At 36.2% G+C, this 26,027-nt stretch carries 23 protein-coding genes; 12 read left to right on the top strand and 11 right to left on the bottom strand.

The features are described 5' to 3' along the window. Positions 1-42: 42 nt before the first annotated feature. Complete coding sequence (locus IEW45_RS11425; RefSeq protein WP_188621390.1) at positions 43-2,709, top strand: AsmA-like C-terminal region-containing protein; 2,667 nt, start codon at positions 43-45, stop codon at positions 2,707-2,709. A 75-nt stretch (positions 2,710-2,784) separates the two neighbouring features. Here IEW45_RS11425 and IEW45_RS11420 read toward each other — a convergent pair whose 3' ends face one another. Further along, the gene (locus tag IEW45_RS11420) at positions 2,785-3,579 is read right to left on the bottom strand and encodes a DUF2797 domain-containing protein (RefSeq protein WP_188621389.1); all 795 of its coding nucleotides are present in this window, start codon (positions 3,577-3,579) and stop codon (positions 2,785-2,787) included. A 42-nt stretch (positions 3,580-3,621) separates the two neighbouring features. Between IEW45_RS11420 and IEW45_RS11415 the strand changes: the two genes are divergently transcribed. Next, positions 3,622-5,154: a GH3 auxin-responsive promoter family protein gene (locus IEW45_RS11415; RefSeq protein WP_188621388.1), complete on the top strand. Its 1,533-nt coding sequence runs from the start codon at positions 3,622-3,624 to the stop codon at positions 5,152-5,154. Between the two features lie 68 nt (positions 5,155-5,222). After that, positions 5,223-5,408: a hypothetical protein gene (locus IEW45_RS11410; protein ID WP_188621387.1), complete on the top strand. Its 186-nt coding sequence runs from the start codon at positions 5,223-5,225 to the stop codon at positions 5,406-5,408. Here IEW45_RS11410 and clpX read toward each other — a convergent pair. From clpX to IEW45_RS11380, 6 genes are all read right to left on the bottom strand, one after another. Next, positions 5,405-6,637 (bottom strand): ATP-dependent Clp protease ATP-binding subunit ClpX, encoded by a 1,233-nt coding sequence (gene clpX / locus IEW45_RS11405; protein ID WP_188621583.1) that lies wholly within the window; start codon positions 6,635-6,637, stop codon positions 5,405-5,407. The genes IEW45_RS11410 and clpX overlap by 4 nt on opposite strands. 82 nt (positions 6,638-6,719) lie before the next feature. After that, entirely contained in the window at positions 6,720-7,400 is a 681-nt protein-coding gene (clpP, locus tag IEW45_RS11400) for an ATP-dependent Clp endopeptidase proteolytic subunit ClpP (protein ID WP_188621386.1), read from the bottom strand. A 94-nt stretch (positions 7,401-7,494) separates the two neighbouring features. After that, positions 7,495-8,817, bottom strand: coding sequence for a trigger factor (gene tig / locus IEW45_RS11395; protein WP_188621385.1), 1,323 nt, complete (start codon positions 8,815-8,817; stop codon positions 7,495-7,497). Between the two features lie 117 nt (positions 8,818-8,934). Beyond that, on the bottom strand, positions 8,935-9,282 hold the full coding sequence (locus IEW45_RS11390) for a phage holin family protein (protein WP_188621384.1): 348 nt from the start codon (positions 9,280-9,282) through the stop codon (positions 8,935-8,937). A 110-nt stretch (positions 9,283-9,392) separates the two neighbouring features. Continuing rightward, positions 9,393-10,964: an SGNH/GDSL hydrolase family protein gene (locus IEW45_RS11385; protein WP_188621383.1), complete on the bottom strand. Its 1,572-nt coding sequence runs from the start codon at positions 10,962-10,964 to the stop codon at positions 9,393-9,395. A 12-nt stretch (positions 10,965-10,976) separates the two neighbouring features. Then, the gene (locus IEW45_RS11380; protein WP_188621382.1) at positions 10,977-12,227 is read right to left on the bottom strand and encodes an OmpP1/FadL family transporter; all 1,251 of its coding nucleotides are present in this window, start codon (positions 12,225-12,227) and stop codon (positions 10,977-10,979) included. A 386-nt stretch (positions 12,228-12,613) separates the two neighbouring features. Between IEW45_RS11380 and IEW45_RS11375 the strand changes: the two genes are divergently transcribed. Then, positions 12,614-14,086, top strand: a complete 1,473-nt coding sequence (locus tag IEW45_RS11375) for a hypothetical protein (protein WP_188621381.1) — start codon at positions 12,614-12,616, stop codon at positions 14,084-14,086. Between the two features lies 1 nt (position 14,087). Here IEW45_RS11375 and IEW45_RS11370 read toward each other — a convergent pair whose 3' ends face one another. Both IEW45_RS11370 and IEW45_RS11365 read right to left on the bottom strand, forming a co-directional pair. Next, the gene (locus IEW45_RS11370; RefSeq protein WP_188621582.1) at positions 14,088-14,852 is read right to left on the bottom strand and encodes an alpha/beta fold hydrolase; all 765 of its coding nucleotides are present in this window, start codon (positions 14,850-14,852) and stop codon (positions 14,088-14,090) included. A gap of 6 nt (positions 14,853-14,858) precedes the next feature. Next, positions 14,859-15,575, bottom strand: a complete 717-nt coding sequence (locus IEW45_RS11365; protein ID WP_188621380.1) for a pyridoxine 5'-phosphate synthase — start codon at positions 15,573-15,575, stop codon at positions 14,859-14,861. Positions 15,576-15,679: 104 nt separating this feature from the next. Between IEW45_RS11365 and IEW45_RS11360 the strand changes: the two genes are divergently transcribed. The 8 genes from IEW45_RS11360 (at position 15,680) to murI (ending at position 24,074) form a co-directional block, all read left to right on the top strand. Beyond that, positions 15,680-16,339, top strand: a complete 660-nt coding sequence (locus tag IEW45_RS11360; protein WP_188621379.1) for a CBS domain-containing protein — start codon at positions 15,680-15,682, stop codon at positions 16,337-16,339. 14 nt (positions 16,340-16,353) lie between these two features. Beyond that, positions 16,354-17,238: an NAD kinase gene (locus IEW45_RS11355; protein WP_188621378.1), complete on the top strand. Its 885-nt coding sequence runs from the start codon at positions 16,354-16,356 to the stop codon at positions 17,236-17,238. 157 nt (positions 17,239-17,395) lie between these two features. Further along, on the top strand, positions 17,396-18,079 hold the full coding sequence (gene porG, locus IEW45_RS11350) for a type IX secretion system protein PorG (RefSeq protein WP_188621377.1): 684 nt from the start codon (positions 17,396-17,398) through the stop codon (positions 18,077-18,079). A gap of 4 nt (positions 18,080-18,083) precedes the next feature. Continuing rightward, entirely contained in the window at positions 18,084-18,821 is a 738-nt protein-coding gene (gene uppS, locus IEW45_RS11345; RefSeq protein ID WP_188621376.1) for an undecaprenyl pyrophosphate synthase, read from the top strand. Beyond that, a complete protein-coding gene (bamA, locus tag IEW45_RS11340) occupies positions 18,754-21,480 on the top strand; it encodes an outer membrane protein assembly factor BamA (protein ID WP_188621375.1) in 2,727 nt (908 codons plus the stop codon). The genes uppS and bamA overlap by 68 nt, the downstream gene beginning before the upstream one ends. Before the next feature lie 42 nt (positions 21,481-21,522). After that, entirely contained in the window at positions 21,523-22,671 is a 1,149-nt protein-coding gene (locus IEW45_RS11335) for an OmpH/Skp family outer membrane protein (protein WP_188621374.1), read from the top strand. Positions 22,672-22,715: 44 nt separating this feature from the next. Further along, positions 22,716-23,225 (top strand): OmpH/Skp family outer membrane protein, encoded by a 510-nt coding sequence (locus IEW45_RS11330; RefSeq protein WP_188621581.1) that lies wholly within the window; start codon positions 22,716-22,718, stop codon positions 23,223-23,225. 66 nt (positions 23,226-23,291) lie between these two features. After that, positions 23,292-24,074, top strand: a complete 783-nt coding sequence (gene murI / locus IEW45_RS11325) for a glutamate racemase (protein WP_188621373.1) — start codon at positions 23,292-23,294, stop codon at positions 24,072-24,074. Between the two features lie 12 nt (positions 24,075-24,086). Here the strand turns inward: murI and IEW45_RS11320 are convergent, their stop codons facing one another. Both IEW45_RS11320 and IEW45_RS11315 read right to left on the bottom strand, forming a co-directional pair. Further along, positions 24,087-24,596 carry a gamma carbonic anhydrase family protein gene (locus tag IEW45_RS11320; RefSeq protein WP_188621372.1) on the bottom strand — a complete coding sequence of 170 codons (510 nt, stop codon included), beginning with the start codon at positions 24,594-24,596 and terminating at the stop codon, positions 24,087-24,089. A 65-nt stretch (positions 24,597-24,661) separates the two neighbouring features. Next, positions 24,662-25,657 carry a PorP/SprF family type IX secretion system membrane protein gene (locus IEW45_RS11315; protein WP_188621371.1) on the bottom strand — a complete coding sequence of 332 codons (996 nt, stop codon included), beginning with the start codon at positions 25,655-25,657 and terminating at the stop codon, positions 24,662-24,664. Positions 25,658-26,027 lie beyond the last annotated feature (370 nt).

Genomic DNA, 26,027 nt, shown 5'->3' with positions numbered 1-26,027 from the left:
ATCTTTATAGCAAAACGTAAAAATTATCCGTAAAAAATAATTATGGCAAAGAAAATTTTAAAGTGGGTAGGTATTGTACTGTTAGTACTTATTATACTGCTTGTTACTGCACCTTTTATATTTAAAGACAAAATAAAATCAATGGTTGCTAAAGCAATCAACGAACAGGTAGATGCTACTGTAGCTTTTGAAGACGTAAGCCTTAGCCTGTTTAGCAATTTCCCAATGGCAAGTGTAACTATTGATAAGCTTAGTATCATCAACAAAGCACCTTTTGAGGGCGACACACTTGTGTACATGGGGCGTATAGATGCAAGTATGTCTTTAAACGAACTTTTTAAAGGTGAAGGTGAAGCCATGAGTTTAGAAACCCTGCATACTAAAGATGGTGTTGTAAATATTTTATTTAATGAAAATGGTGTAGGGAATTTTGATATTGCTATTAAAGATGACAGCCAGAAACCGGAAGACAACGCATCGGAAAGTAAACCTTTCGCACTTGATTTAAAAGACTATCAGGTAGAGAACTTACGTTTCCGTTATTATGATGCAGGCTCTAAAATGAGTATGGTTATAGACAGCCTGTACCATGAGGGGCATGGTAATTTTGAGCAAAATGTACTTGACCTTGATACCAAAACTACTGCCAACCTTACCTTTGATATGGATGGCACTAATTATATGCGTGATGTTCATTTAAAACTGGATGCTATTTTAGGCATAGACCTAGAAAACAGTGTTTATACGTTTAAAGAAAATAAAGCACACATCAACCAGCTTCCTTTAGAGTTTGACGGTAGTTTGGCTCTTTTAGAAGAGGGACAAAAATTTGACCTTACTTTTAAAACACCAACATCGTCGTTTAAAAACTTTTTAGGTTTAGTACCGGAATCATACTCGGGTAACCTGGAAGGTGTAGAAACACAAGGCGACTGTTCTATAACCGGTATGGTAAAAGGAGTGATGACTGATGACACCATACCTGCATTTAATATTACCATACTTTCTGACAACGCTTCGTTTAAATATCCTGATTTACCAAAATCAATACAAAATATTGTAATTGATGCTAAAGTGGTAAACGAAACAGGAATTATTAATGACACCTATGTAAACGTTGATAAGTTAGGTTTCCGTATTGATAAAGATATTTTTAACGCAAATGCTACTATTAAAAACGTAGCAGAAAATCCATTGGTTAATGCAGCCCTTAAAGGGACTATAAACCTTGGCAATTTAGGGCAGGCATACCCTGTAGATTTAGATATTCCGCTAGCAGGTATTATTAAAGCAGATATTTCTACTAAGTTTGACATGAAGTCAATTGAGGAGAACAAGTATGAGAATACTGATAATCGCGGTAGCCTTGCTTTATCAGGCTTTACATATTCGGGTGATGATTTACCAAACCCTATAAAAATAAATCAGGCAAACCTTCAGTTTAATCCTACTCGCGTAAATCTTAGCGAATTTAATGCTGAAACAGGTGGTTCTGACCTTGCAATGAGTGGTTCATTAAATAATTTCTACGGATTTTTATTTAAAGATCAGGTATTAAAAGGGAACTTTAACCTTAGCTCCAATAAACTAATGGTGTCTGATTTTATGACAGCAGAAACCCCAGAGGCTACGAAAGGTACCAAAAAAGAGGACACTAAAGAGACCGCACAAACTGGCAAGCCTGCACAAGCAAGTGAGCCTGTAAAAATACCTGCATTTTTAGATTGTACCATTACTGCTAAAGCTAATACCGTAGTGTATGACGACCTTAACCTTAAAAACGTTGCGGGTAAACTTATAATAAGAGATGAAACCGTAACACTGGAAAACCTGAGAACAGATATGTTCCAAGGGGTAATAACAGCAAATGGTAATGTTTCTACAAAAACTAACGTACCTAACTTTACCATGAGTCTTGACCTTAATAAGGTTGACATACCAAGTACGTTTACTCAACTTGAAATGCTTAAATCTATAGCACCTATTGCTAATGTAATTACAGGTAAATTAAGTACTGATATTGTACTTTCGGGTAATTTAGATAATAAAGAAATGACCCCTGTGTTAAACAGTCTTACCGGTAGTTTAACAGGGCAGTTATTAAATACTGCTGTAAAAGCGGAAAACTCTAAACTGTTAAGTTCACTTGACAGGAATGTTGATTTTATTGACATGAGTAAACTAAACCTTGACAACGTAAAAGCTAACCTTACTTTTGATGACGGTAAAGTAAACATTAAGCCTATAGATCTTAATTATAAAGATGTGGGCATTACAGTAGGCGGACAGCATGGCTTTGACCAAACCATGAATTACACAGTAACTTTTGATGTTCCTGCTAAATACTTAGGTAAAGAAGTAAACAATCTTATAGCATCACTTAATGATACCGATGCAAGTAAAATAACTGTTCCTGTTAATGCTGTAATTACAGGTAGTTTTGACAATCCTAAAGTAAGCACCGATATTAAAAGTTCTGTTACCAGCCTTACCCAGCAGCTTATTCAACAACAAAAAGATAAGTTAATCAATCAAGGGAAAGATAAACTTAAAGACAAGTTGAATGATATACTTGGAGGCGGTAAAAAAGAAGAAGAAAATAATAACACCGACAACAACCAATCTACTGACGATAAAAAAGAAGAAAAACCAGAAGATAAGGTTAAAGATGCTATTAAAGACTTATTCGGTAAAAAGAAGAAAGAGTAAATTAAATTCTCATAAACATAAAAAAGCCCTGTTAATACAGGGCTTTTTATTTATATATCGGTTATAGCTTAAAAACTAAACATTTATTTGCACCACATACCCTTCTGACGAACGAACATTAAAAACAGTACCGTCAGCAAAAATTAGGTATTGTCCTTTTATACCTTTCAGCTTCCCTTGGTAAGCAGGAGTAGTAAGTAAATTAAGGCTTTTCACCTTTACAGGATATTCCACAACAGGGTAATCCAAATCATATACTGTAGAGTCTGTTGCATCAAAATATTGCTTAACTTCTTCCGGCAATAATTCTCTAACTTCATCTCTCTTTGCTAATAAGTCAAATTTATCCACATGGTTAAGCAGCATACGCTTCCAGTTTATTTTATCACCCATATGGTCTTTTAAAGCCACCTCGGCTACTCCTGCCAAATAGCGGTTAGGTACTTCTACTATCGGCACTGCCTGAGTTGCTCCCTGGTCTATCCAGCGGGTAGGCACCTGTGTTTTTCGGGTTACCCCGACCTTTACATCGCTGGACGATGCTAAATACACAATATGTGGCTGTAACTGTACCCTTTTTTCATATTCAAGGTCACGGTCTTCAATATCCAAATGAGCCGTACTCAATTCCGGTTTCATAATCCAGTCACCTGCCTGTGGTATGGCGTTAAAGCAGTCATAGCAATACCCCATGCGGAATATCTTTTTATTCTTCCCACAGTTTAAACACTGAAAGCCCTGAAAGTTAATTTCAATTTCTTTATCCAATAACTGGTTCATATTCAAAAAGCTGTTTTCAAATACCAAAAAGTATTGAATAGGACTTCCTGATTCTGTTTGCATTTTTGTTAGTACGCCTTCGTATAGCATAAAAAATTTAGTATTTTTATAGGCATAAAGATACATATAAATATGCCGTTACCCATAATCAATTCTATTGCTTCGTGGTTTCTTAAAAAGCGCATCCATGACATGGAGCTTTTCCTTAAATATCCTAACGAAGTGCAGGAAGAACTTTTAATGAACCTGATACGAGCAGCAGAACATACTGTTATAGGTAAAAAATACGATTTTTCTTCTGCCAGAAATTACACTACTTTTTCTGAAAGAGTTCCTATTTCTACTTACGAGGATTTAGAGCCTTTAATTGAACAAACCCGTAAAGGAGAGCAAAACGTATTTTGGCATGAACCAATAAAGTGGTTTGCAAAATCGAGTGGCACCACTAATGCTAAAAGTAAATTTATACCTGTTAGTAACCAGGCACTGGAAGATTGCCATTACAAAGCCAGTAAAGACTTATTATGCCTTTACTTAAACAACAACGAAGACTCTCAACTCTTTACAGGTAAAAGCCTGCGATTAGGTGGTAGTAAAGAGTTGTATGAAGATAATAACTCTTTTTTTGGCGACCTTTCTGCAATACTGATAGATAATATGCCTTTTTGGGCAGAATTTAGCAGTACGCCAAGCAACAAAGTATCTTTAATGAGCGAATGGGAAGCGAAGCTTAATGCTATTGTAAAAGAAACTTCTCAGGAAAATGTTACCAGTTTTGCAGGTGTACCATCGTGGATGCTGGTATTAATGAACCGCATACTGGAAGACACAGGTAAAACAAACCTGCACGAACTTTGGCCTAATGTAGAGGTGTATTTTCATGGCGGGGTAAGCTTTGAACCTTACCGCGAACAATACAAAAAAATACTGCCGCACCCTGATTTTAAATATTACGAAATATACAATGCTTCCGAAGGTTTCTTTGCTATACAGGACAGTAACGATAGTAATGAGCTTTTATTAATGCTGGATTACGGTATTTTTTATGAGTTTATCCCTATGGACACCTTTGGCAGACCTAACCAAAAAGTTATTCGTCTTGCAGAAGTTGAACTGAATAAAAACTACGCCGTAGTAATCACTACCAATTCGGGGTTATGGCGTTACCTGATAGGCGATACGGTTAGGTTTACATCGGTTAACCCCTACCGAATAAAAGTAACAGGGCGTACCAAGCACCATATAAATGTATTTGGCGAAGAACTAATGGTTGAAAATACTGATAAAGCAATAGCTAAAGCCTGCAAACTAACCAATACCGAGGTTTTAGATTATACCGTTGCTCCTATTTTTATGGAAGGTAAAGAAAAGGGTGCACACGAATGGATAGTTGAATTTAAGAAAGAGCCGGAAGATGCCGAAAAATTCAGACAGGCACTTGACGAAGCGCTACAGGAAGTAAATTCTGACTACGAAGCGAAACGCTATAATAACATGACGTTAAACCCATTGGTATTAAATATAGCACGCCCAAAACTGTTTTATGACTGGTTGAAAAAGAAAGATAAACTGGGCGGACAGCACAAAATACCGCGACTTTCTAACGAGCGTGATTATCTTGAAGAACTTAAAGCTATGCAAAGCAAAAGTGTTATGGCACAATAGTTGTAAATATAATAACAAACAGATTTACAATTAATTATAAAGATATAACACCAAAAACAAAAGGAATAATGAAGAGGAATTACTTTTTAGCACTGGGAGTTGTTGCGGTTTTATTACTATCATCTTGCGGACCCAAACGATATGGTTGCAACAAAAGACGCTGTATAGTTGAAAAACAAGAAGAAATACAAAAACAAAGAAAGCTACCAAACGAGGTAGCTTTTTCTTATTCTGATACTGAAAAACCTGCTTAAGAAGCTGCTTTAAGCCTTTTAAGTAAGTTTTTATTCAGGTGATGTTCTACATAATCACTGTCTATAAACAGTTCTTGCTCTTCAGAGCTTGGCAGCTCATACATTGCTTCATTCAGTATAGCTTCACAAAGCGAACGTAGTCCCCTTGCTCCCAGCTTATACTCTAATGCTTTATCTACAATATAATCAAGCGCATCATCTGATATTGTAAGTTCTATATCATCCATATCAAACAGTTTTTTATACTGCTTAATTAATGAATTTTTAGGCTCTGTAAGTATTAAGCGTAATGTTTCCCTGTCTAATGGGTCCATGTGTGTTAATACCGGTAACCTACCAATAATTTCAGGAATAAGCCCAAAGTCTTTTACATCTTTAGGAATAATATACTGTAGTAAGTTTTCTTTATCTATACCGTCACTACTTTTAGATGCACTATACCCTACTGCCTGATGATTTAGTCTTTTGGAGATAACTCTGTCAATACCATCAAAAGCACCACCGGCAATAAACAGTATGTTTTGTGTATTTACCTCTATAAACTTCTGATCCGGGTGCTTACGCCCACCTTTCGGCGGAACGTTCACTACAGTACCTTCCAGCAGCTTTAATAAAGCCTGTTGCACTCCTTCCCCTGATACATCTCGTGTAATAGACGGGTTATCACTTTTACGGGCAATTTTATCTATTTCATCAATAAATACTATACCGCGCTCTGCTTTCTTTACGTCGTAATCTGCTGCCTGTAGTAAACGGGTTAATATACTCTCTACATCTTCCCCAACATATCCTGCTTCAGTAAGTACCGTAGCATCTACTATAGTAAGCGGCACGTTTAGCATACGGGCAATAGTTTTAGCAATTAAGGTTTTTCCTGTACCTGTTTGCCCCACTAAAAGTATATTACTTTTTTCTATTTCCACATCATCATCGCCCTGCTCCTGCATAAGTCTTTTGTAGTGATTGTATACCGCTACCGAAAGTACTTTTTTGGTTTGGTCCTGCCCTATAACATACTGGTCAAGAAAAGTGCGTATTTCCTTCGGCTTTTTAAGCTCAAGGTCTAAATTAGTAGATGATACTCCGCTTTGTTTTAACTCTTCCAGTACAATGCCGTGTGCCTGCTCTATACACCTGTCGCATATATGGGCACTTATCCCGGCTATAAGCAGATTGGTTTCGGGCTTTTTCCTTCCGCAAAAGGAACATTCTAAAACTTCTTTCGCCATATTCAATTTTTCTTTATTCATAAAGCAGGGCTTTCGCCCTGCCTGTATATAGAAAACTTAAAAAATTCCATTTTCTTATTTTTTATTTTTCACCTCTAACAAGTACCTCATCAATCATTCCGTACTCCTTAGCTTCATTGGCTTTCATCCAGTAATCTCTTTCGCTGTCTTTATAAACCTGCTCGTAGCTTTTTCCTGAATGTTTAGAGATTATATTATAAAGCTCTTCTTTCAGTTTAAGCATTTCACGAAGGTTTATCTCCATATCCGTAGCTACACCCTGCGCACCTCCTGATGGCTGGTGAATCATTACTCTTGAATGTGGTAATGCTGAACGTTTCCCTTCTGCACCTGCACAAAGTAATACTGCACCCATAGATGCTGCCATACCGGTACAAATAGTTGCTACATCAGGCTTAATGTACTGCATAGTGTCATACATACCTAAACCTGCATATACACTACCTCCCGGTGAGTTAATGTATATCTGAATGTCTTTAGATGAGTCTGTACTCTCTAAGAACAGTAACTGCGCCTGAACAATGTTAGCCACTTGGTCATCTATACCTGTACCTAAAAAGATGATTCTATCCATCATTAAACGAGAGAAAACATCCATTGCAACAGCGTTCATCTGGCGTTCTTCAATAATGTTAGGGGTAAGGTTTGTTGGGGTAACACGGGTTACCAGTTTATCATAATATAAATTATTTACGCCATGATGCTTTGTAGCGTACTTTCTAAATTCTTTACCGTAATTCATATTCAATTTTTTTGATTGTCGAATTTTATTAAGAAACAAAAAGCGTCACCACGAAGGATGACGCTCAAAGATACTCAATTTTTATGATATTTATTTACCCTTGGATTTGTTTAATAAAATCGTTGTAGGTAATTTCTTTCGACTTGTGTTTTACTTTTTCATTGAAAAGTTCAAGCATTTTTTGGCTCATAACCTGCTCAGAAAGTCTTTTAACCTCATCTTGGTTAGAAAGTACTCTTGTTACAATATTATCAACATCTTCATCAGTTGGGTCCATCTGCCCGAACTGTGCCATTTGCTGTCTGATAATGTTACCTGCATAAGCCTTAAGCTCATCAATGTTTAACTGAAGATCGTTTTCAGTCATTACTTTGTTTTCAATAAGCTGGTAACGAAGTCCTTTTTCTGATTTCGCGTACTCTTCTTCAGCCTGCTCAGGAGTTAATTGGTTCTCGCCTGCTGTTTGTATCCATTTTTTAAGGAATTCAGCCGGAAGTTCAAATTTAGTTTCCTCAATTAACCATTCTGTTACATCGTTAAGGTATTTTTGGTCTGCCTGTTGTGCAAATTGCTTTTCAGCATCCTCTTTAATTTTACCTTTAAGATCTTCTACAGATGTTACTACACCTTCACCAAATAACTTATCAAAAAGCTCTTGGTTAAGTTCAGCAGGTTCTGTAGTGTTTATTTCTTCTATTTTAAAGTCTACATTAATTTCAAGACCGTGTGCTTTATCGTGGTCTACTTTTAAGTACTCCATAAGTTTATGGTCGTCATCAAAAAGACCTTTTGTTGGTACAGTAACAACATCACCAACTTTTTTACCTATAAACTTCTTAGAAGCTCTTTTGCTTTTAAATATATCAGTAGAAATAGTTACTTCGTTATTAATACCTTCTTCTTCATTAAAGAAAACACCTTTAATATCGTCACCTTCTTCTACTTCTTCTTTAGATATTAATTTGCCGTATTGCTTTTGTATGCGCTCTACCTGCTCATTAAGCATTTCATCGTCAGCAACAATATCATACTTTACAATTTTATTTTTTGCAGCAAGGTCCACACTAAACTCAGGTGCAAGACCCAATTCAAACTCAAAAGTGTAATCATTAGCATCCCAGTCAAACCCTTCATCAACCTTTGGTAGCGGGTTACCCAATATATCTATCTTTTCTTCTTTAAGATAATCGTTTAGTGAGTTTTGCAGTAACTTGTTTACCTCATCAGCCAGCACTGCTTTACCGTACTGCTTTTGCACAAGGCTCATTGGCACCGCTCCTTTTCTAAACCCCGGTATATTAGCGTTCTTTCTGTAGTCTTTTAATACTTTATCTACCTGTGGTTTGTAATCCTCTTCTGTAATAGATACTGTAACAACAGCATTTAATGCATCTACTTGCTCTTTTGTAATGTTCATTATCTAATAAAATTGTTTAAATACCATAAAATTATGGCTTGCAAAAGTATAGATTTTTTACAAGCCTTACAAGTTTTTGATATTTTGTATTACAATGATTGAAAAAGAGTTGTAGGGTTATTTCTGCTCGTTTTCGGACATACCTGAAACCAGTGACTGGCAAAATGATAAAACAATACTAAACAGCAGGGCACTCCAAAAGTTTTCTACAGCAAAACCGGGTACAAGCTCATCGCAAAGCAGTATTATTACAGCATTAATTACCAATAGAAAAAGCCCTAAAGTAAATATAGTTGCGGGCAGTGTAAAAAGTATTAGTATGGGTTTTACAAAAATATTAAGCAAACCCAGCACCAGCGCTACAAGCAAAGCTGCTGCCCACCCCTGCACTGCAACCCCCGGCAATAAATGCGAGAGTATAAGTACAAATATTGTAGTGAATATAATTTTAATAACAGTTTTCATATAGCTGAAATTTTTGCCTTATTGTAAAAATAAAAAAAGCATCCTTTTTCAGGGATGCTTTTATGAAAAATTTATTCTAAAAAATACAATTATTCTGTGTTTATTACCTGCTAGTTACTTGGCAAAACCGTAGCACCAGGATAATTTGCTGCGCTTATTAATGGCAACTTAGCATCATAAAACTCATTGATAACTTTAATTATCTCATTAGTTACAACTGCGTATCCTCTTGCATTAGGATGAATACCGTCAAGCGAGAATAACACTGTATTTATAGCTGACGTACTGAAGTAATCAGCAGTATATATTTGTCCGTCTTCCACTCGCAAACCTGTTACAAGCTGATTCATTATAGCATTCATATCAGCCACAGCTATTTCATTAGCCGCTGCTACTTGCTTAATAATAGCATTAAAAGTTGCAGTAGCCTCAGCAACCATTGCAGATTCTGAAGGGATTAATATATGCTCATCCTGTAACGGGTAACTAATACCGAATGCATTTATTGGTGCAGGAGCCCCATCAGGCGCTGTACCAATTACAGATCTTGTTGGTAATAACACTAAATCATCTGCAGTAGCTTGTCTTGCCTGACCGAATACAGCTCCTAAAAATTGTGCCTGTGCTGCCGGAACACCTGCTTGTGTTAATGCTCCTGTTATCTGTGCAGACATATCAGTTAACGTTTCATCTGTTATTAATAACGGACTGTTTCCTGATGTTGACATTAAAGAAATTCTGCCCGGCTGACCGAATGCTGCCAGTGCCTGTGATATTGGACCATATAATTGTGCGTTTAACGCCTCTATTGTAGCTGCTCCTACTGCTGCATCACCACCTCCTATTAATTCCGGTGTAAGCGGGTTGTAAGGTACAGTAGTAAAGTATGGTATAGCTGTAACATCCGGTATTGTTGCTACTACACCTTTAGCTCCGCCAGACATAAGAGTTGTGGTTATTTGAGAATATACTGAACCGAAAACATTTGGGTCAGTAATATCATTAGAGCCGTAGGTTGAAGGGTCTAAATTACCTGCCTGATTTACTCCTGTACCTCCTGAAGTTGCAAATGCCAACACATCGTTATTACCAATCCAGTTAGTAAAGAAGGTTGGGTTTTTCATCATAGCATCTCCTAAAACTGTAGCGGTTGGAGAAGTAGCATGACGTGCAAAATACGGATTGGCTAACCCCAGAGGCACTCCTTGTAAACTTCCGTAGCCTTGTGCTAATAAGTGAAATGATTTCGCTCCCGGCACACCCATATTATTATAGGCTGTAGCAAACTGGTTAGAGACATCTACAGTTGGCATACCTGCAATATTCTCAGGTCCTCCTGCACTTGCATCTATAATTAATCTTGTAGGCTGTATTACAGTACCACCTAATATAAGACCCCCATAATTATTAACATCTGAATCAAACGGAGGCTGTGTAAACTCTCCTCCACCTGCTACTGCAAATTGCTGTGCTAATAAATTAGGAAATGAGTATGATTGCCCTACTCTGGAAACAGTTCCATCCATAACCCCCGCTGTAAGCGAGTTACCAACTGCTACATAAGAGCTAAAATCTGCCTCTCCAGAGCTATAAGTACTATTGCTTAATTCATTATCAAATTCCGGTTCGCAACTGGCAAAAACTACTGCCAGTGCTGATAGATATATAAATTTATTTTTCATTTTCATATTTTTTTAGAAACTGTATGTTAAACCAACACCCGGAGAGAACACAACATTTTTGTATGTTCCGCCAAAAGTTATACCGTCATTACCATCTTCTGTGTAGTGATCGTAAGAGTTATCAACCTCATCAAAGTGTAAGTATAGGAATGATACATCAACACCCAGTTTGCTGTTTATTTGATATGTTAAACCTCCTGTAAAGCCCATAGAATCATTTCTTGGCGTTTCAGGCGCAAAATACCCATCCTGTACAGGGCTTTCATCAAAATACCAACCTGCACGGAATGCAAACTTATCGTTTGGTTTAAACTGAGTACCCAGCCTGTATGTACTTGCATCTTTATAGTTACGAGGGTTTACAGAAGTTGGCACAGCCGGATTAGCAAAGCTCACTGTCAGGGATTCATACACATTCCAGTAGGCTCTGTTATAATCAAATGCCACCATCCACTTATCATTAAGTTTGTACGACATACCTACTGTTACTTCAGCAGGTAATGGTAAGTCGGCATTAAAAGTTGTGTTTGTATAATTTGCCTGTAAAAATGCAGGCAGGTCATTAAATGTAGCATCTCCGTCTCTGGCTTCCATCGTAATTTCCGAGCGATAGTTAAACCCTAACATAAAATCATCAAACGGCTCCAACATAAAACCGGCTGTCCAACCCCATGCGTTTACACCTGTTGCTTCTATAGTAAGGTCAGCTCTTTGTCCTTCTTCATTAGTTATACTTCTGCTTATGTTTCTGTTAAACTCTACAGCTCCGTTCACATATATAGGACCACCACCTATACTAAGCCTGTCACTTAGTTTAATAGACACTGACGGCTGAAAATATACTGCTTTAAGATCTATATTATTTACAAGATGAGAGCCATGCCAATCCTGATCCCAATCTACCGCACTACCATAAGGCGTATATACAGCTATACCGGCAGAAAGCCAGTCAGTAACCTTATAGGAAATATAGGCGTTAAAAGGCGTTCCCATATTTTCGGTTGATGCACTCCAGTTATACGTTTCGTTTTGAAACTTAGTACGGGCAAATAAAGCATTTGCTCCTACCGATGCGTTAAAACGGTCTTCTAAAAAAGCCATCCCTGCCGGGTTAAAGAATAATACTTCCGCACTGTTTACTACAGCTACACCTGTGTGCCCCATAGCCAGCTGCTTTTGTCCCTGCAAGGCAACACGGTATCCTCCCGCAAAGGCAGACGAAGCTGTTAAGGCGGCAATTGTTAAGGATAATAGTTTTCTCATCTTTATAATTTGTGTTAGTTTTTCTTTTAAAAATTCATTTATCAAAATTAGCATAAAATATGAATTACACAATATTTTTGGGTATTTTATTATGCACTCATAATATTTATTATTTAAAATAATAATTTATAAATTATATATTTATCAATAAAAACTGTTAATTATTTAAACATAATAACATATTTAATAAATATCACTAAACAGCCTTTTTAGTTTTTACTAATTAAAACTTAAAGACCAAACAGTTAAAGCATATAAGTTGTACCTTTTCAGGATTAAACCAAAACTATATGCGTGGCTTAAAAAAAATATCCTTAATTCTTTTTATCATATTTATTGTCCTTCTACTCATAAACTTCGGAGCCGGTTATTGGATTTCTAACAATTTGCCAAAGCTAATTGAAGATAAAAAAGATATTCCATATAACATTACTTATAAAGATGCAGATGTTTTATTATACTCCGGTAACATTACCTTTCACGATGCTTATATAACCCCGAAAGACAGCGGCACTAACGAATTAAAAAAAGGTGCTTTTTGTAAGGTTAAAAAAATAGCTGTAAAAGGGATAGGCATATGGTCTATTCTTTTTGGTGACGAGATAAGTGCGAACTCTGTTAAAATAACCAAGCCCACCGTTATGCTATATCAGCAAACAAAACAAGATACGGTTAAAGAGGAGAGCAAGAAACCTTTTAAAAAGCTAATAACCACAAAGACTGTAAAAATAGAAAACGGAAACTTTATGCTACTGGATACTTTACAAAAGCCCAAAGCCAATATTAAAGGTATTAGTTTCAGCATGAATGATATTGCTATTGACAGCAACTCTATGAAAAATAAAATACCGCTCCGTTATAAAAATTATAACTTAGAGTGTGACAGTATTTTTTATCATGCCAGTAAATTTTACAATTTAACTGCTGCAAACCTAAAAACTACCGATACCAGTTTTGTCGCCGATAATTTTAAAATGATTCCGCTGCAAAAACGTATGGAGTTTAACAGTATGCTTACTGTAGAGAAAGACCAGTTTACTGTAAAAGCAAAACAAATAGCCTTACCAAATGTAAAATGGGGGTTTAAAGATGACACTTTATTTGTACATTCCCCAAAGGTTATACTTAATGAAGTTGATGCTAATATATACAGAGGTAAAATGGTAGCAGACGACTTTTCTACTAAAAAATTATATAGCCAAATGCTTCGGGAACTGGACTTTGATTTAAAGATTGACGAGGTAGAACTTAAAGACAGTAAAATTGTATATGAAGAGCAACGCACTTATGAAAAACCTCCTGGTAAACTGGAATTTTCAAAGTTTTACGCCAGTATTTATAACCTGTACAGTCCTATAAATAAACAAGAGCACCCTGAAACTCAAATTGATGTGAAATGTAACTTTATGGAGGTTACCCCTCTTAAAGTAAACTGGACGTTTAACATTACCGATGAAAGCGACAAGTTCACTATAAAAGGTAATTTAGGCAGTATAAACACTAAAAATTTAAACAGTATTTCCGCACCGTTAATGAATGCTACTACATCAGGAAATATTAAAAATGTAGTATTTACTTTTCATGGTAATCGTGAACAATCGCACGGTAGCTTTGCTATGAATTATAATAATTTAGAAGTTAATTTTCTTAAAAAAGAGAGCAAAGAAGAAAACGGCTTTCTTTCTTTTGTGGGCAATTTAGCTGTAAAAAACAACAGCAACGGAGAACTTAAACAAACTGATGTAACCGCCAGCAGGGTTAAATACAAATCGACATTTAACTTCCTGTGGCGTTTTATCAATCAGGGACTTAAACAAACAGTACTCCCCGAAATTTTACACGGAGTAGGCAAAAAGTAATTTAAGCCTGTAAAAAGTTTATTGTTGCTGTAAAAAAGTCTTTAGGGTTTTCGGCATGCAGCCAATGCCCTGCTTTTTTAATATCCACTATTTCAGCTTTTGGAAAGTGTTTTTTAATAAGTTCAAAATCTTTATCTCTTATATATGGTGACTTCTCCCCTCTCAAAAAAAGCACTTCACCATTATAAACTGTATTTTCCGGTAATGCTTCACCTATGTTTTCAATTTTTTCATTAAAAACATCCAAGTTAAAACGGAAAGCCAGTTGCCCTTTTTCTTTCCAATAAAGGCTTTTCATTAAAAACTGACGTGTACCAAAATCTTTAATATAGTTTTCCAGTACAGTTTCTACATCGCTACGCGATGGTTTACGGGAAAAATCTACAGCATTTAACCCCGCCAATATATCCTGATGGTGCTGCGTATAGTATTTAGGCGCAATATCGGCTATTATAAGCTTATCCAGTTTTTCAGGATAATTCACAGCAAACAGCATTGCCGTTTTTCCTCCCATAGAATGCCCTATAACACTTACTTTATCTAAGCCATGCCCTACGCAATAATCGTAAATATCTTTAGCCATAACAGTATAGTTAAACTCATCGGAATGAAAACTCCTGCCATGGTTACGCATATCTACAGCATGCACCTGGAAACCTTTTTCGGCATATTCGCCTGAAAGCGTTTTCCAGTTATCGGACATCCCTAAAAAGCCGTGTATTATTATTAATGGTTTTCCTTCTCCTTCAATTCTTGATTCCAGCATCATATATTATTTCAATTTACGCAGGTACATATTAATTACATTCTCTAAACCTAAATAAAGTGATTCAGATATAAGCGCATGCCCTATAGATACTTCCAGTAGTCCCGGAATATTTTCTTTAAAATATTGTATATTATCTAAACTCAGGTCATGCCCTGCATTTATACCAAGCCCAAGTTCATTAGCTACTTTAGCAGCTTCCGCATACGGTTTTATAGCCTCTTCTTTGTTACCCTCACCATACTGGCTAGCAAAAGCCTCTGTATAAAGTTCTATCCTGTCAGTTCCTGTTTCCTTAGCTCCTTCAATCATTTTCGCTACAGGGTCTACAAATATTGACGTACGTATACCATTATTTTTAAACTCCTGTATCACTTCCTGTAAAAAGCTTTTATGCTTTATAGTATCCCAACCCGCATTTGATGTTATGGCATCATCCGCATCAGGAACTAATGTTACCTGAGTAGGTTTTACCTCAAGCACTAAATCTATAAACTTTTTTATTGGGTTACCTTCAATATTATATTCTGTATACACAACAGGCACAAGGTCGCGTGCATCTTGGTAGCGTATGTGTCTTTCATCGGGTCTTGGATGTATGGTTATACCCTCTCCTCCAAATTTTTGCACATCGGCAGCAACAGTTAAAAGGTTAGGCACATTACCCCCTCTTGAGTTTCTTAATGTTGCTATTTTGTTAATATTTACGCTAAGTTTTGCCATAGGTTTGTTAAATATGGGTTCGGTACACAAAAATACAAAACTTAAAACGGCATAATATCCTTAAATTTTAATTATTTTGCATTAGTAAAAATAGTACTCCTTATATGATTGATATTACAGAATTTATCAATAACGATATTAAACCACTTCGAACAACCGATTCTGTAGCTACCGCTCAGGATTTATTTGCCGAATATCCTTTCTCTCATTTCCCTGTTTTAGAAGAAGGTGTTTATATGGGCTGCGCAGGCTCTGAAGACACCGAACTTATGGAAATACAAAAATCACTTGGCGAAAATCGCTTTAGTTTTGAACGTTTTTTTGTGCGAGAAAACACTATATGGCTTGATGTACTGGGAGTATTTGCCAAAAACCATACGAATATATTACCTGTACTTACCGATGATAATAAATATTTGGGCTATTATGAAATAAATGATATTATCAACTTTTTTCATGAAACGCCTTTTATGAAAGAAGAAGGCGGCATACTGGTTGTAGAAAAAAATCTGGTAGATTACAGCATGAGTGAAGCTGCACAGATAGTAGAAAGCAATAACGGAAGACTTTTAGGGCTTTTTGTTTCGGAAACAAATACTGAGAAAATACAGATTACCATGAAGATAAGTCTGGGTGGGTTGAGTGAAATAATACAAACTTTCAGAAGGTATAATTATGAAATAATATCCGAGCATCAGGAAGATACTTATCTGAATACCTTAAAAGACCGAAGCGATTACCTAGACAAATACCTAAATATATAATCCCTGCCATTTTTATGAAGATAGCAATTTACGGACAATACTATAAAGAAAACACACAAGAGATTATCTCTAAAATCTTTACTGTTTTTAAAAACTATACTGTCGAAATTGTTTTTGAATCTAACTTCTATAAAGTTATAGAAGAAGAAAAAATACTTCAACAACCTTTTCCTATTTTCAACTCACATAAAGATTTAGATGGTAGCTTTGATATGTTTATTAGCATAGGGGGCGATGGTACTATGTTAAGGGCAGCTACATTTGTTCGCGATAAAAACATTCCCATACTTGGTATAAACGCAGGAAGATTAGGCTTTTTAGCTACAGTTCCGCAGGAGAGTATAGAAAAACTGCTTCCGCTTATATTTGAGAAAAATTACAACATTTCATCAAGAACACTTCTTTCTTTAGATTATGAGGGTAAAGATGAATCACTGGATAATTTAGACTATGCCCTTAATGAAATAACCGTTAGCCGAAAAGACACTACATCTATGATAACGGTAGAGACACGTCTTGACGGCGATTACCTTAACTCCTACTGGGCTGATGGACTTATTATTTCTACACCTACCGGTTCTACAGGATATTCATTAAGTTGCGGAGGACCAATATTAACTCCGGGGGCAAATAGTTTGGTTATTACTCCTATTGCACCGCACAACCTCAATGCAAGACCATTGGTAATACCGGATGACACTTATATAGAGCTTAAAGTGTCCAGCCGAGAGGAACAACATTTAGTTTCGTTAGACTCCAGAATAATAGCAGTGGAGACAGAGACTATTTTAAAAATACAAAAGACTGACTTCAAGATAAATCTGGTTGAATTTCCCCATGAAAAATTCCTTGATACTTTAAGAAAAAAACTACTTTGGGGAGAAGACAAAAGAAATTAAATCCAATTTTTTTATCATTATAAATATACTACACTGTCGGTTCTTTCGTTTTCAAGACTGTATAATTTAAATAAATTAGATTTTAGACACCTAAAATAATTATTCTGAAAGGTTTTAGAAATCTATATTATTATATTTGCACCCAATTTTAACAAGAATGAACAGGATCTTTTTAGCAATAATACTAATTGTAACCACCGCAAAAACACAAGCACAGATACATGAGTTAGGTGTTTTTGCCGGAGGGAGTAATTATATTGGTGATGTAGGACCTACGGATTATATTGCACCTAAAGATCTTGCATTAGGTTTAGTTTACAAGTGGAACAGAAGCCCGAGACACTCCTGGAGAGTATCGTATACCTATGGAAAGATTAGTGCAAAAGACGCTGACTCTGATGCTTCAGGAAGGCAACAACGCGGTTATGAAATTGAAAATAGCGTAAAAGAATTATCTTTAGGGCTTGAATTTAATTTTTTCGATTTTAATCTGCATGAATCAGGTTTTAAAGCAACACCATACGTATACAGTGGTGTAAGTTACTTTAGGTATGATGAAAAGTACATAAACAACGGCAGGGTTTACACAGAAGATGCTAAAGGAGGACTTGCCATACCTATGACAGTGGGTATAAAAGCAAGCATAGCCGATAGTTTTGTTTTGGGGTTTGAAGTAGGAGCACGCTATACATTTAGTGATAACCTTGACGGAAGTAACCCAACAGATGATGCTTATGAACCGTACCGCTTTGGTAACTTAGAGAGTAACGACTGGTATGTATTTACCGGCTTTACCCTAACCTATACCTTTGGTAACAAACCTTGTTATTGCAGCAACTAATTATATGAATCAAACAACTATAAATAAAGACAACCTTCCTAAACACTTAGCCATTATTATGGATGGTAACGGGCGTTGGGCTAAACAAAAGGGAATGTTGCGGGCGTTTGGTCATGAAAACGGCACAAAAGCCGTTAGAGAAACCGTAGAAAGTTGTGCGAAAATGGGTATAGAATGCTTAACATTATATGCATTTTCTACAGAAAACTGGAACAGACCAAAACTTGAGGTAGACACCTTAATGAAACTTTTGGTTAGTTCACTAAAAAAAGAACTTCCCACACTACAGGAAAACGATATAAAGCTAAACACTATTGGTAATATAGAGTTATTACCCGAAAACGCTCGAAAGCAGCTTAAGGAGGTAATAAAGCTCACCAAAAACAACAACAGAATGACCCTTACACTGGCTTTAAGTTACGGAGCCAGAGAGGAACTTATTACAGCAATAAAACAAATAAGTAAGGAAGTAAAAGAGAATAAATTAGAGATAGATGATATTTGTGAATCGACAATAAACAGTCATTTGTATACTCAAACCTTGCCGGATGTAGACTTAGTAATACGAACAAGCGGCGAACAACGTATAAGCAACTTCCTTTTATGGCAGGTTGCTTATGCAGAATTTTATTTTACAGATGTACTATGGCCTGATTTCAGGGAAAAAGATTTAAATGAAGCAATCATCAGTTACCAAAAAAGAGAACGCAGATTTGGAAAAACCAGTGAACAAATTAAATAATTCAATGCTACGCAATAGCATTAAGCTACTTTTTAGCATTTTATTCTTATCTATAGCCGATTTTGCAGAAGCACAGGAAACAAACGGGCTGGAAGCAGGCAAAGAATATACTATAGCTGACATTGCTGTTTCCGGCAAGGTTAGTTATAACGAACAAACCATTATTACGTTTACAGGACTTCAAAAAGGGCAAACAGTGCGAGTTCCCGGAGAAGAAATAAGTAATGCTATTAAAAAGCTATGGAAACTGGGGCTTTTCAGCGATATTAACTTTTACGCAAACAAGGTAGAAGGCGACAGCCTTTACATAGAGCTTGAAATTAATGAGCTTCCTAAACTAAATGAAGTTAAAATAAGAGGTGTTAAAAAAGGTAAACGCGAAACACTTATAAAAGATACTCAGCTTACTAAAGGTAAAATAGTAAACGAAAATCTTGTTACTAATACCAAAAACTACATAGAAAACAAGTATAAAAAAGACGGTTTCTATAATACAAAAGTTGCCATCAACGTTACCCCTGACTCTACCAATACAGTAAACATGGCTATTAATATAGACCGTGGAAAAAAGGTAAGAATATCGGATATTGAAATACACGGAAATGAAAAACTTTCTGACCGTAAGCTGAAAAAGGCAATGAAAAAAACTAAGGAAAGAGGCTTTCCTAATCCATTGCGTATATTCACTCCGTCTAAATTTATAGAAGAGCGTTATAAGGAAGACCTTACTAACTTAATAGACAGATATAAAGAAAAAGGATACCGTGATGCCCGTATAACATCGGATACTGTTGTATATGACCCTAAAAAAAACAGGGTAGCTATAGATATTAATGTTGAAGAAGGTAATAAATACTACTTTGGTAACATTAAGTTTATTGGTAACTCAATATACACCAACCAAGAGCTAAGCAAAATGCTAGGCATCAAAAAGGGAGATGTTTATAATGGGGTGCTGTTACAAAAACGAATTGCAAACCCTGAAAAACCGGATGGTGAAGATTTAACCAACCTATACCAAAACAATGGTTATTTATTCTCTAACATTAACGCTGTAGAGGTAAAAACATATAATGATACTATTGATTTTGAAATAAGAGTTACCGAAGGACCTTTGGCTTACTTCAACAATATTACAGTTGTAGGTAACGACAGAACTAACGACAGAGTTATTTACAGAGAATTAACTACAAGACCGGGACAAAAATGGAATAAGGAAGAGGTTATTAACACTATCAGAGCACTTGGTACTCTCGGGTTCTTTGACCCTGAAACAATTCGTCCTGATTTAGATCCGGATCCTGCCAGTGCAACTGTAGATGTAGAATGGCACGTTACCGAGAAAGGTTCCAGCCAGATAGAGCTACAAGGTGGTTACGGTGGCGGTGGTTTCATCGGTACACTGGGACTATCGTTTAACAACTTCTCATTACGAAATATATTTAATAAAGATGCTTATAAGCCTATACCAATGGGTGATGGTCAAAAACTATCGTTAAGAGCACAAGGTAGTACCTATTTCCAAACCTATAGCTTCTCGTTTACCGAGCCTTGGTTAGGTGGTAAAAAGCCAATACAGTTCTTTACATCATTCTCGCACAGTAAGCAATTTTTATACAACTTCAGAACGAGAGATGTAGACAGATCGCAAAGTTTCACTATATCATCAGTTACGCTTGGTATTGCAAAAAGGTTAAGTGGTATTAGTGACAGGGTTACACTATCGCACTCATTAACCTTCCAGTATTACAACCTTAATAATTACAATAACGGTCTGTTTACTTTTGGTGACGGTACATCAAGAAACTTAGCTTATGAAATTGAGTTAAGTCGTGATAACAGAGGTAACAGCCTTATATACCCAATGTACGGTTCATTAATGAGTGTAAGTTTCAGGACTACGTTCCCTTACTCATTAGTAAATGGTGTTGATTATGGTGACTTAGGTAATCAGGAAGCATATAAATATACGTACCAAGGTACAGAACCATATACAGGTAACGACGGTTTACAGGTTAACCCGGGTGACTATCTTGCAGAATTACCAACAACTAACAACCCTACACCTAGCCGTGTAGACGACTATACACTTGCAGCAGCTGACCCTGCTAAAGTAGACCAGAAAAGATTTAACTGGCTGGAGTACTACAAAGTGAAGTTTAAGGCAGACTGGTATACCAGACTATACGAAAAATTAGTACTGCGTTCATTAGCCGAATTCGGATTTATGGGAGCTTATAACTCTGAAAGAGGTTTGGTTCCGTTTGAAAGATTCTATTTAGGTGGTGACGGTCTTGCTAACTACGCACTTGATGGTAGAGAGGTTATTCAGTTAAGAGGTTACCCTAACCAGGCGCTTTCATCAAATAATGGTGGTACTGTATATAATAAATTTTCGTTAGAACTTCGTTATCCGATAACATTAAAGCCACAAGCTTCAATTTATCTGCTTACATTTGCAGAAGCCGGAGCTTCGTATGACAGCTTTACAGAATATAATCCATTCGTACTTAAACGTTCAGCAGGTTTTGGCCTTAGAGTATTTATGCCTGCCTTCGGGTTGTTAGGTATTGATTTCGGTCATGGTTTCGACCCACTACCGGGAGCAACACAAAAGAACGGATGGGAAACGCATTTCATCATCGGACAACAGTTCTAAAAAAACTGGCATGATATTTTCTAATACGTAATTATTACAGTTATGAAAAAAATATTTCTAGTAGTATTAATAGCATTTTCAGCAATTACTGCTACCGCACAGAGAGGTATAAAAGTTGCTTATATTGATATGGAGTACATACTCGATAAAGTACCTGATTATGCGGAAGCAAAAAACCAACTGGAGCAAAAAGCACAAAAGTGGAAGCAGGAAATTCAGGTTAAGCAAAATGCTATTGATAAACTTAAAGAAAGTCTTGAAGTAGAGAAAGCTTTACTTACTAAAGAACTTATTGAGGAAAGAGAAGAAGAAATTGCTTTTCAGGAAAAGGAGCTTATAGACTACCAAATGGAAAAGTTTGGGCCTAACGGCGACCTTATTACTCAAAAATCAGTTTTAGTAAAACCTATACAAGATCAGGTATTTAATGTAATACAAGATTTATCTGAAGCAAGAAAATATGATTTTGTATTTGATAAGTCTTCTGACCTTACCATACTTTTTGCTGCTAAAAGGCACGATATAAGTGATCTTGTAGTGCGTCGTATAACAAGCGCTGCTAAAAGAGAGCGTATGACAAACAAGCAGCTACAAAAACTGGAAAAGCAAGAAGCTCAGGAAGATTTAGAGGCAGACCCTGCCTACCAAGCAAGACAGGAGAAGCTTCAGGAAAGACAAGAGCAGAGAGAAAAACTTTTAGAAGACCGCAAAGCTGCCAGAGAAGCTAAAAGAAAAGAATACGAAGAAAGACGTGCTAAGCTACTGGAAGAAAGAGAGCAAAAACGCAGAGAAAGAGAAGCAGCACGTGAGGCGGCAAGATCAGGAAACAGAAATACTTCTACTGATGATGCAGAAGAAGATAATAACGAGAAAAGCAACCGTCCTGCAGCAGGAACCCCTGATACAACAGATGATGAACAAACAGTACCGGGCGAAAACAGTACACAAGTAAAAACTACTGCTACTGAAAAGCCTGAAGTAGGAGATGCTGAAACCGATACTAAAATGACTGCTGCCGAAAAAGCACGTCAGGAAAGAATTAAGAAAGCTGAAGAGCGTAAAAAAGCGGCAGAGGAAAGGCGCGAAAAAATATTAGCTGAAAGAGAAGCTGCCAGAAAAGCTCGCGAAGAGCAAAGGCAAAAAGCTATTGAAGAAAGACAAAATAATAGCGAAACCACAAACGAAGAATAAAAATAAATACAAAAACAAAAATTAATATTAACACCTTCAAAATGATGAAACATTTAAAATCTTTATTAATCGCTGCAGTACTTTTTGTTGGAATGACTCAAGCTGTTTCGGCACAATCTAAAGTAGCACATATTAATGTAACTGAGCTTATGGGTGCAATGCCGGACATGAAGGCTGCTAATAAGCAATTAGAGGACTACGGAAAGACTTTTGATAATGAGTACAGAGCAATGGTAGAAGAATACCAAAATAAAATAAAAAAATACGACCAGGAGGCTGCTACTGTAAGCGATGCGATAAACGAAACACGTACCAGAGAAGTACAGGAAATGGGTAACAGAATACAGGAGTACCAACAAACTGCTTCTAAGGAAATGCAGAAAAAACAAGAAGAAATTTTAAAGCCAATTCTTGAAAAAGCTAAAGCTGCTATACAAAAAGTAGCACGAGCTAAAGGTTACCTTTATGTTCTTGACAGCACAGTAGGTAGCGGGGTTTTAGTTGCTGACGGTCCGGACCTTATGGCTGACGTTAAAAAGGAACTTGGTTTCTAAGAAAGATTATAATCTCTATAACAAAAACGGCTCCATACAGAGCCGTTTTTTTATTATTTTTGTTTAATGCACAACAGTATAAAACCAATTGGTTTATTTGACTCCGGACTGGGCGGGACATCAATATGGAAAGAGATAAACATTCTCCTTCCATCAGAAAATACTATATATCTTTCAGACAGTAAAAACGCACCCTACGGACAAAAAACTAAAGAGGAAATACTGGAACTAAGTATTAAAAATACTGAGTATTTATTAGAACAAAATTGTAAAATAATAGTTATTGCCTGCAATACTGCCACAACAAATGCCATAAAAGAACTAAGAGAAAAATATAATATTCCATTTATAGGTATAGAACCGGCTATAAAGCCAGCAGCATTACAAACTCAAACCAAAACAATAGGTATATTAGCCACAAAAGGTACACTTAACAGTGAGTTATTCCACAACACTGTTCTCAACTATGAAGACATCACTATCATAGAGCAGGTTGGTTATAATCTAGTACAGCTTATTGAAGAAGGTAAAATAGGAAGTAAAGAAATAGATGATTTACTGGAAGAGTATTTAAACCCGATGATACAGGCAAATATAGACTGCCTGGTGCTTGGTTGCAGCCACTACCCTTACCTTATACCACAAATAAAAAAAATACTTCCGGAGAGCGTTAAAATAATTGATTCAGGCTTAGCTGTTGCAAGACAAACAAAAGCAGTTTTAGAAAAACACAACTTACTTAATAATAGTAACACGCCTGCAAAAAACATATTTTATACTAACAGTAGTCCCGAAGTACTAAGTAATATATTAGACAAGGAATACATTGCAGAAAAAAAAGATTTCTAGTCTCGCCCGGCTTTATTTAAACCAGGAAGAATACATAACATAGTTACCTGATATTCTCTTAATCTCACCTGCAAAATCAGACTCATCAATATTCTTAACTTTTTTAGCAGGAACACCTGCATATATAGCTCCTGATTCCACTACAGTATTTTGAGTTACGACAGCACCTGCTGCTATAATACTATTACTCTCAATTACACAATTATCCATCACAATCGCCCCCATACCTATAAGTACATTGTCCTTAACCGTACAACCATGTACAATAGCATTATGCCCTATAGAAACGTTATTACCTATAACGGTAGGATGCTTTTCATAAGTACAGTGTATTACAGCACCATCCTGAATGTTCACCCTGTCACCAACCTTAATATAGTTAACATCTCCCCTTACTACAGCATTAAACCATATACTACATTCAGCACCTAAAGTAACATTACCAACAATTGTAGCATTTTCAGCCACAAAACAATCATCAGGTATTTGCGGAAATTTTCCATTTACTTCTCTAATTACCATAACATTATGAAATAAAAAAGTCCCGATAATAAATCGGGACAGAATTAATAATATCTACTTTATAATTAGTTAACTGCAGGACAATTACAGTCATATTTCTCTCTCTTACAGAATAAGTTAACACCTAAAGTAATTTGGTGGAAACCACTGTTATCAAACTTAACATCTCCCGTTAAGTATGAGTAAGTATAAGCAAACATAAAGTTTTTATAGTTAACACCAATTATAGGTGTAAAGTATTGTAAGTTTTGGTCAACAGCACCACCGTCATTATCAACATATTGAGCACCATCTAAACTTCTTCTGTAGGATAATCCTCCCCAAAGTCTACCAAAGTCTAATTCTTTATATAACTTAAGGTTAATATCAATTGTTTTCTCTTTAGTCTCATCAACAGCCTGGAACATAATAGAAGGCTCCCATTGTAAACCATCATTATAACCAAACACATATCCTGCACTTAAAAGGTATTTCTTTAAGTTATCACTTTCAATATCCGTATAAAGATCACGCTTACTAGCTATAGCATTCTTAACAGTAAAGTGTGCATAGAAGTCAAGATAATGGTAAGATGCACCTATATCAATATTAAAATAAGAATCTTTTTGCTTCATTCCCCCATCAACAATAGGGTCAAATTCAGGACCAAACTCAGACTCATCAAGACGACTTTGAATCAAACCTGCACTCATACCAAATGATAGCTGATTTAAATCATAATCACTTCTCGAGAAACGAATGTGGTGAGCATAAGTAAGTTTTGCACCTGTTTGAGAGTGGTAACCATTCTTATCATTAAAAGCAATTACACCTATACCTGATTGAGGACCTACACTACCGTTAAAACTTAATGTCTGTAATTGAGGTGCATCATCCTGACCAAACCATTGCTGACGTGCTGTAAGTCTTACTTTAGCACAGTTTGCAGCTCCGGCCATAGAAGGGTGCAGTAAATAATAATTATCTGATAAATAATCGGAATAAACAGCTATACCTTCCTGAGAAAAAGAAAGCTGAGCCGCTAAAAGTCCAAAAATTAAATAAATCTTTTTAAAATTCATGTTAAGCTTATCGTTTAATGAGAAATACGCTTTTCTATCGAGCAGTGTGGATAAAAAATACCACTTATTAACATTATTACTGCATCTTTTCCAATATCATAACTCTATGAAAGCAATATTTATTGCATTTGCTTTTGCATAGCGGTCAAATATATAAATTTTTGCGTTAGGTTGGTAATTTAAAACTAATAATATTAAAAAAATGCCGCAGCATGCTGCGGCATCAATTTAAGAAAGTATAAAGACCTATCGTTTCAGAGCAAAATGCGCCTTAAACTCACGAGTAACTTCAGTTGGCACCTGACCCATTACCGGTTCACCGCTATCAGGGTCTACAATCGGTGTCCCGTCAGGATTGGTAAGGGGTACT

Source organism: Flavobacterium suaedae (assembly GCF_014642915.1).
Lineage (GTDB): Bacteria > Bacteroidota > Bacteroidia > Flavobacteriales > Flavobacteriaceae > Flavobacterium > Flavobacterium suaedae.
This window is presented reverse-complemented; position numbering and strand designations above follow the sequence as displayed.

Excerpts from the sequence above, each read along its gene's own strand:
- IEW45_RS11320 (WP_188621372.1), bottom strand. The coding sequence starts at position 24,596 with ATGGTAATTAGAGAAGTAAATGGAAAATTTCCGCAAATACCTGATGAT.
- IEW45_RS11385 (WP_188621383.1), bottom strand. The coding sequence starts at position 10,964 with ATGAAAAATAAATTTATATATCTATCAGCACTGGCAGTAGTTTTTGCC.
- murI (WP_188621373.1), top strand. The coding sequence starts at position 23,292 with ATGCACAACAGTATAAAACCAATTGGTTTATTTGACTCCGGACTGGGC.
- IEW45_RS11335 (WP_188621374.1), top strand. The coding sequence starts at position 21,523 with ATGAAAAAAATATTTCTAGTAGTATTAATAGCATTTTCAGCAATTACT.
- IEW45_RS11425 (WP_188621390.1), top strand. The coding sequence starts at position 43 with ATGGCAAAGAAAATTTTAAAGTGGGTAGGTATTGTACTGTTAGTACTT.
- IEW45_RS11390 (WP_188621384.1), bottom strand. The coding sequence starts at position 9,282 with ATGAAAACTGTTATTAAAATTATATTCACTACAATATTTGTACTTATA.
- IEW45_RS11370 (WP_188621582.1), bottom strand. The coding sequence starts at position 14,852 with ATGCTGGAATCAAGAATTGAAGGAGAAGGAAAACCATTAATAATAATA.
- uppS (WP_188621376.1), top strand. The coding sequence starts at position 18,084 with ATGAATCAAACAACTATAAATAAAGACAACCTTCCTAAACACTTAGCC.
- IEW45_RS11315 (WP_188621371.1), bottom strand. The coding sequence starts at position 25,657 with ATGAATTTTAAAAAGATTTATTTAATTTTTGGACTTTTAGCGGCTCAG.
- IEW45_RS11420 (WP_188621389.1), bottom strand. The coding sequence starts at position 3,579 with ATGCTATACGAAGGCGTACTAACAAAAATGCAAACAGAATCAGGAAGT.
- clpP (WP_188621386.1), bottom strand. The coding sequence starts at position 7,400 with ATGAATTACGGTAAAGAATTTAGAAAGTACGCTACAAAGCATCATGGC.
- tig (WP_188621385.1), bottom strand. The coding sequence starts at position 8,817 with ATGAACATTACAAAAGAGCAAGTAGATGCATTAAATGCTGTTGTTACA.
- IEW45_RS11365 (WP_188621380.1), bottom strand. The coding sequence starts at position 15,575 with ATGGCAAAACTTAGCGTAAATATTAACAAAATAGCAACATTAAGAAAC.
- IEW45_RS11380 (WP_188621382.1), bottom strand. The coding sequence starts at position 12,227 with ATGAGAAAACTATTATCCTTAACAATTGCCGCCTTAACAGCTTCGTCT.
- IEW45_RS11330 (WP_188621581.1), top strand. The coding sequence starts at position 22,716 with ATGAAACATTTAAAATCTTTATTAATCGCTGCAGTACTTTTTGTTGGA.
- IEW45_RS11355 (WP_188621378.1), top strand. The coding sequence starts at position 16,354 with ATGAAGATAGCAATTTACGGACAATACTATAAAGAAAACACACAAGAG.
- clpX (WP_188621583.1), bottom strand. The coding sequence starts at position 6,637 with ATGGCGAAAGAAGTTTTAGAATGTTCCTTTTGCGGAAGGAAAAAGCCC.
- IEW45_RS11360 (WP_188621379.1), top strand. The coding sequence starts at position 15,680 with ATGATTGATATTACAGAATTTATCAATAACGATATTAAACCACTTCGA.
- bamA (WP_188621375.1), top strand. The coding sequence starts at position 18,754 with ATGAAGCAATCATCAGTTACCAAAAAAGAGAACGCAGATTTGGAAAAA.
- IEW45_RS11410 (WP_188621387.1), top strand. The coding sequence starts at position 5,223 with ATGAAGAGGAATTACTTTTTAGCACTGGGAGTTGTTGCGGTTTTATTA.
- porG (WP_188621377.1), top strand. The coding sequence starts at position 17,396 with ATGAACAGGATCTTTTTAGCAATAATACTAATTGTAACCACCGCAAAA.
- IEW45_RS11415 (WP_188621388.1), top strand. The coding sequence starts at position 3,622 with ATGCCGTTACCCATAATCAATTCTATTGCTTCGTGGTTTCTTAAAAAG.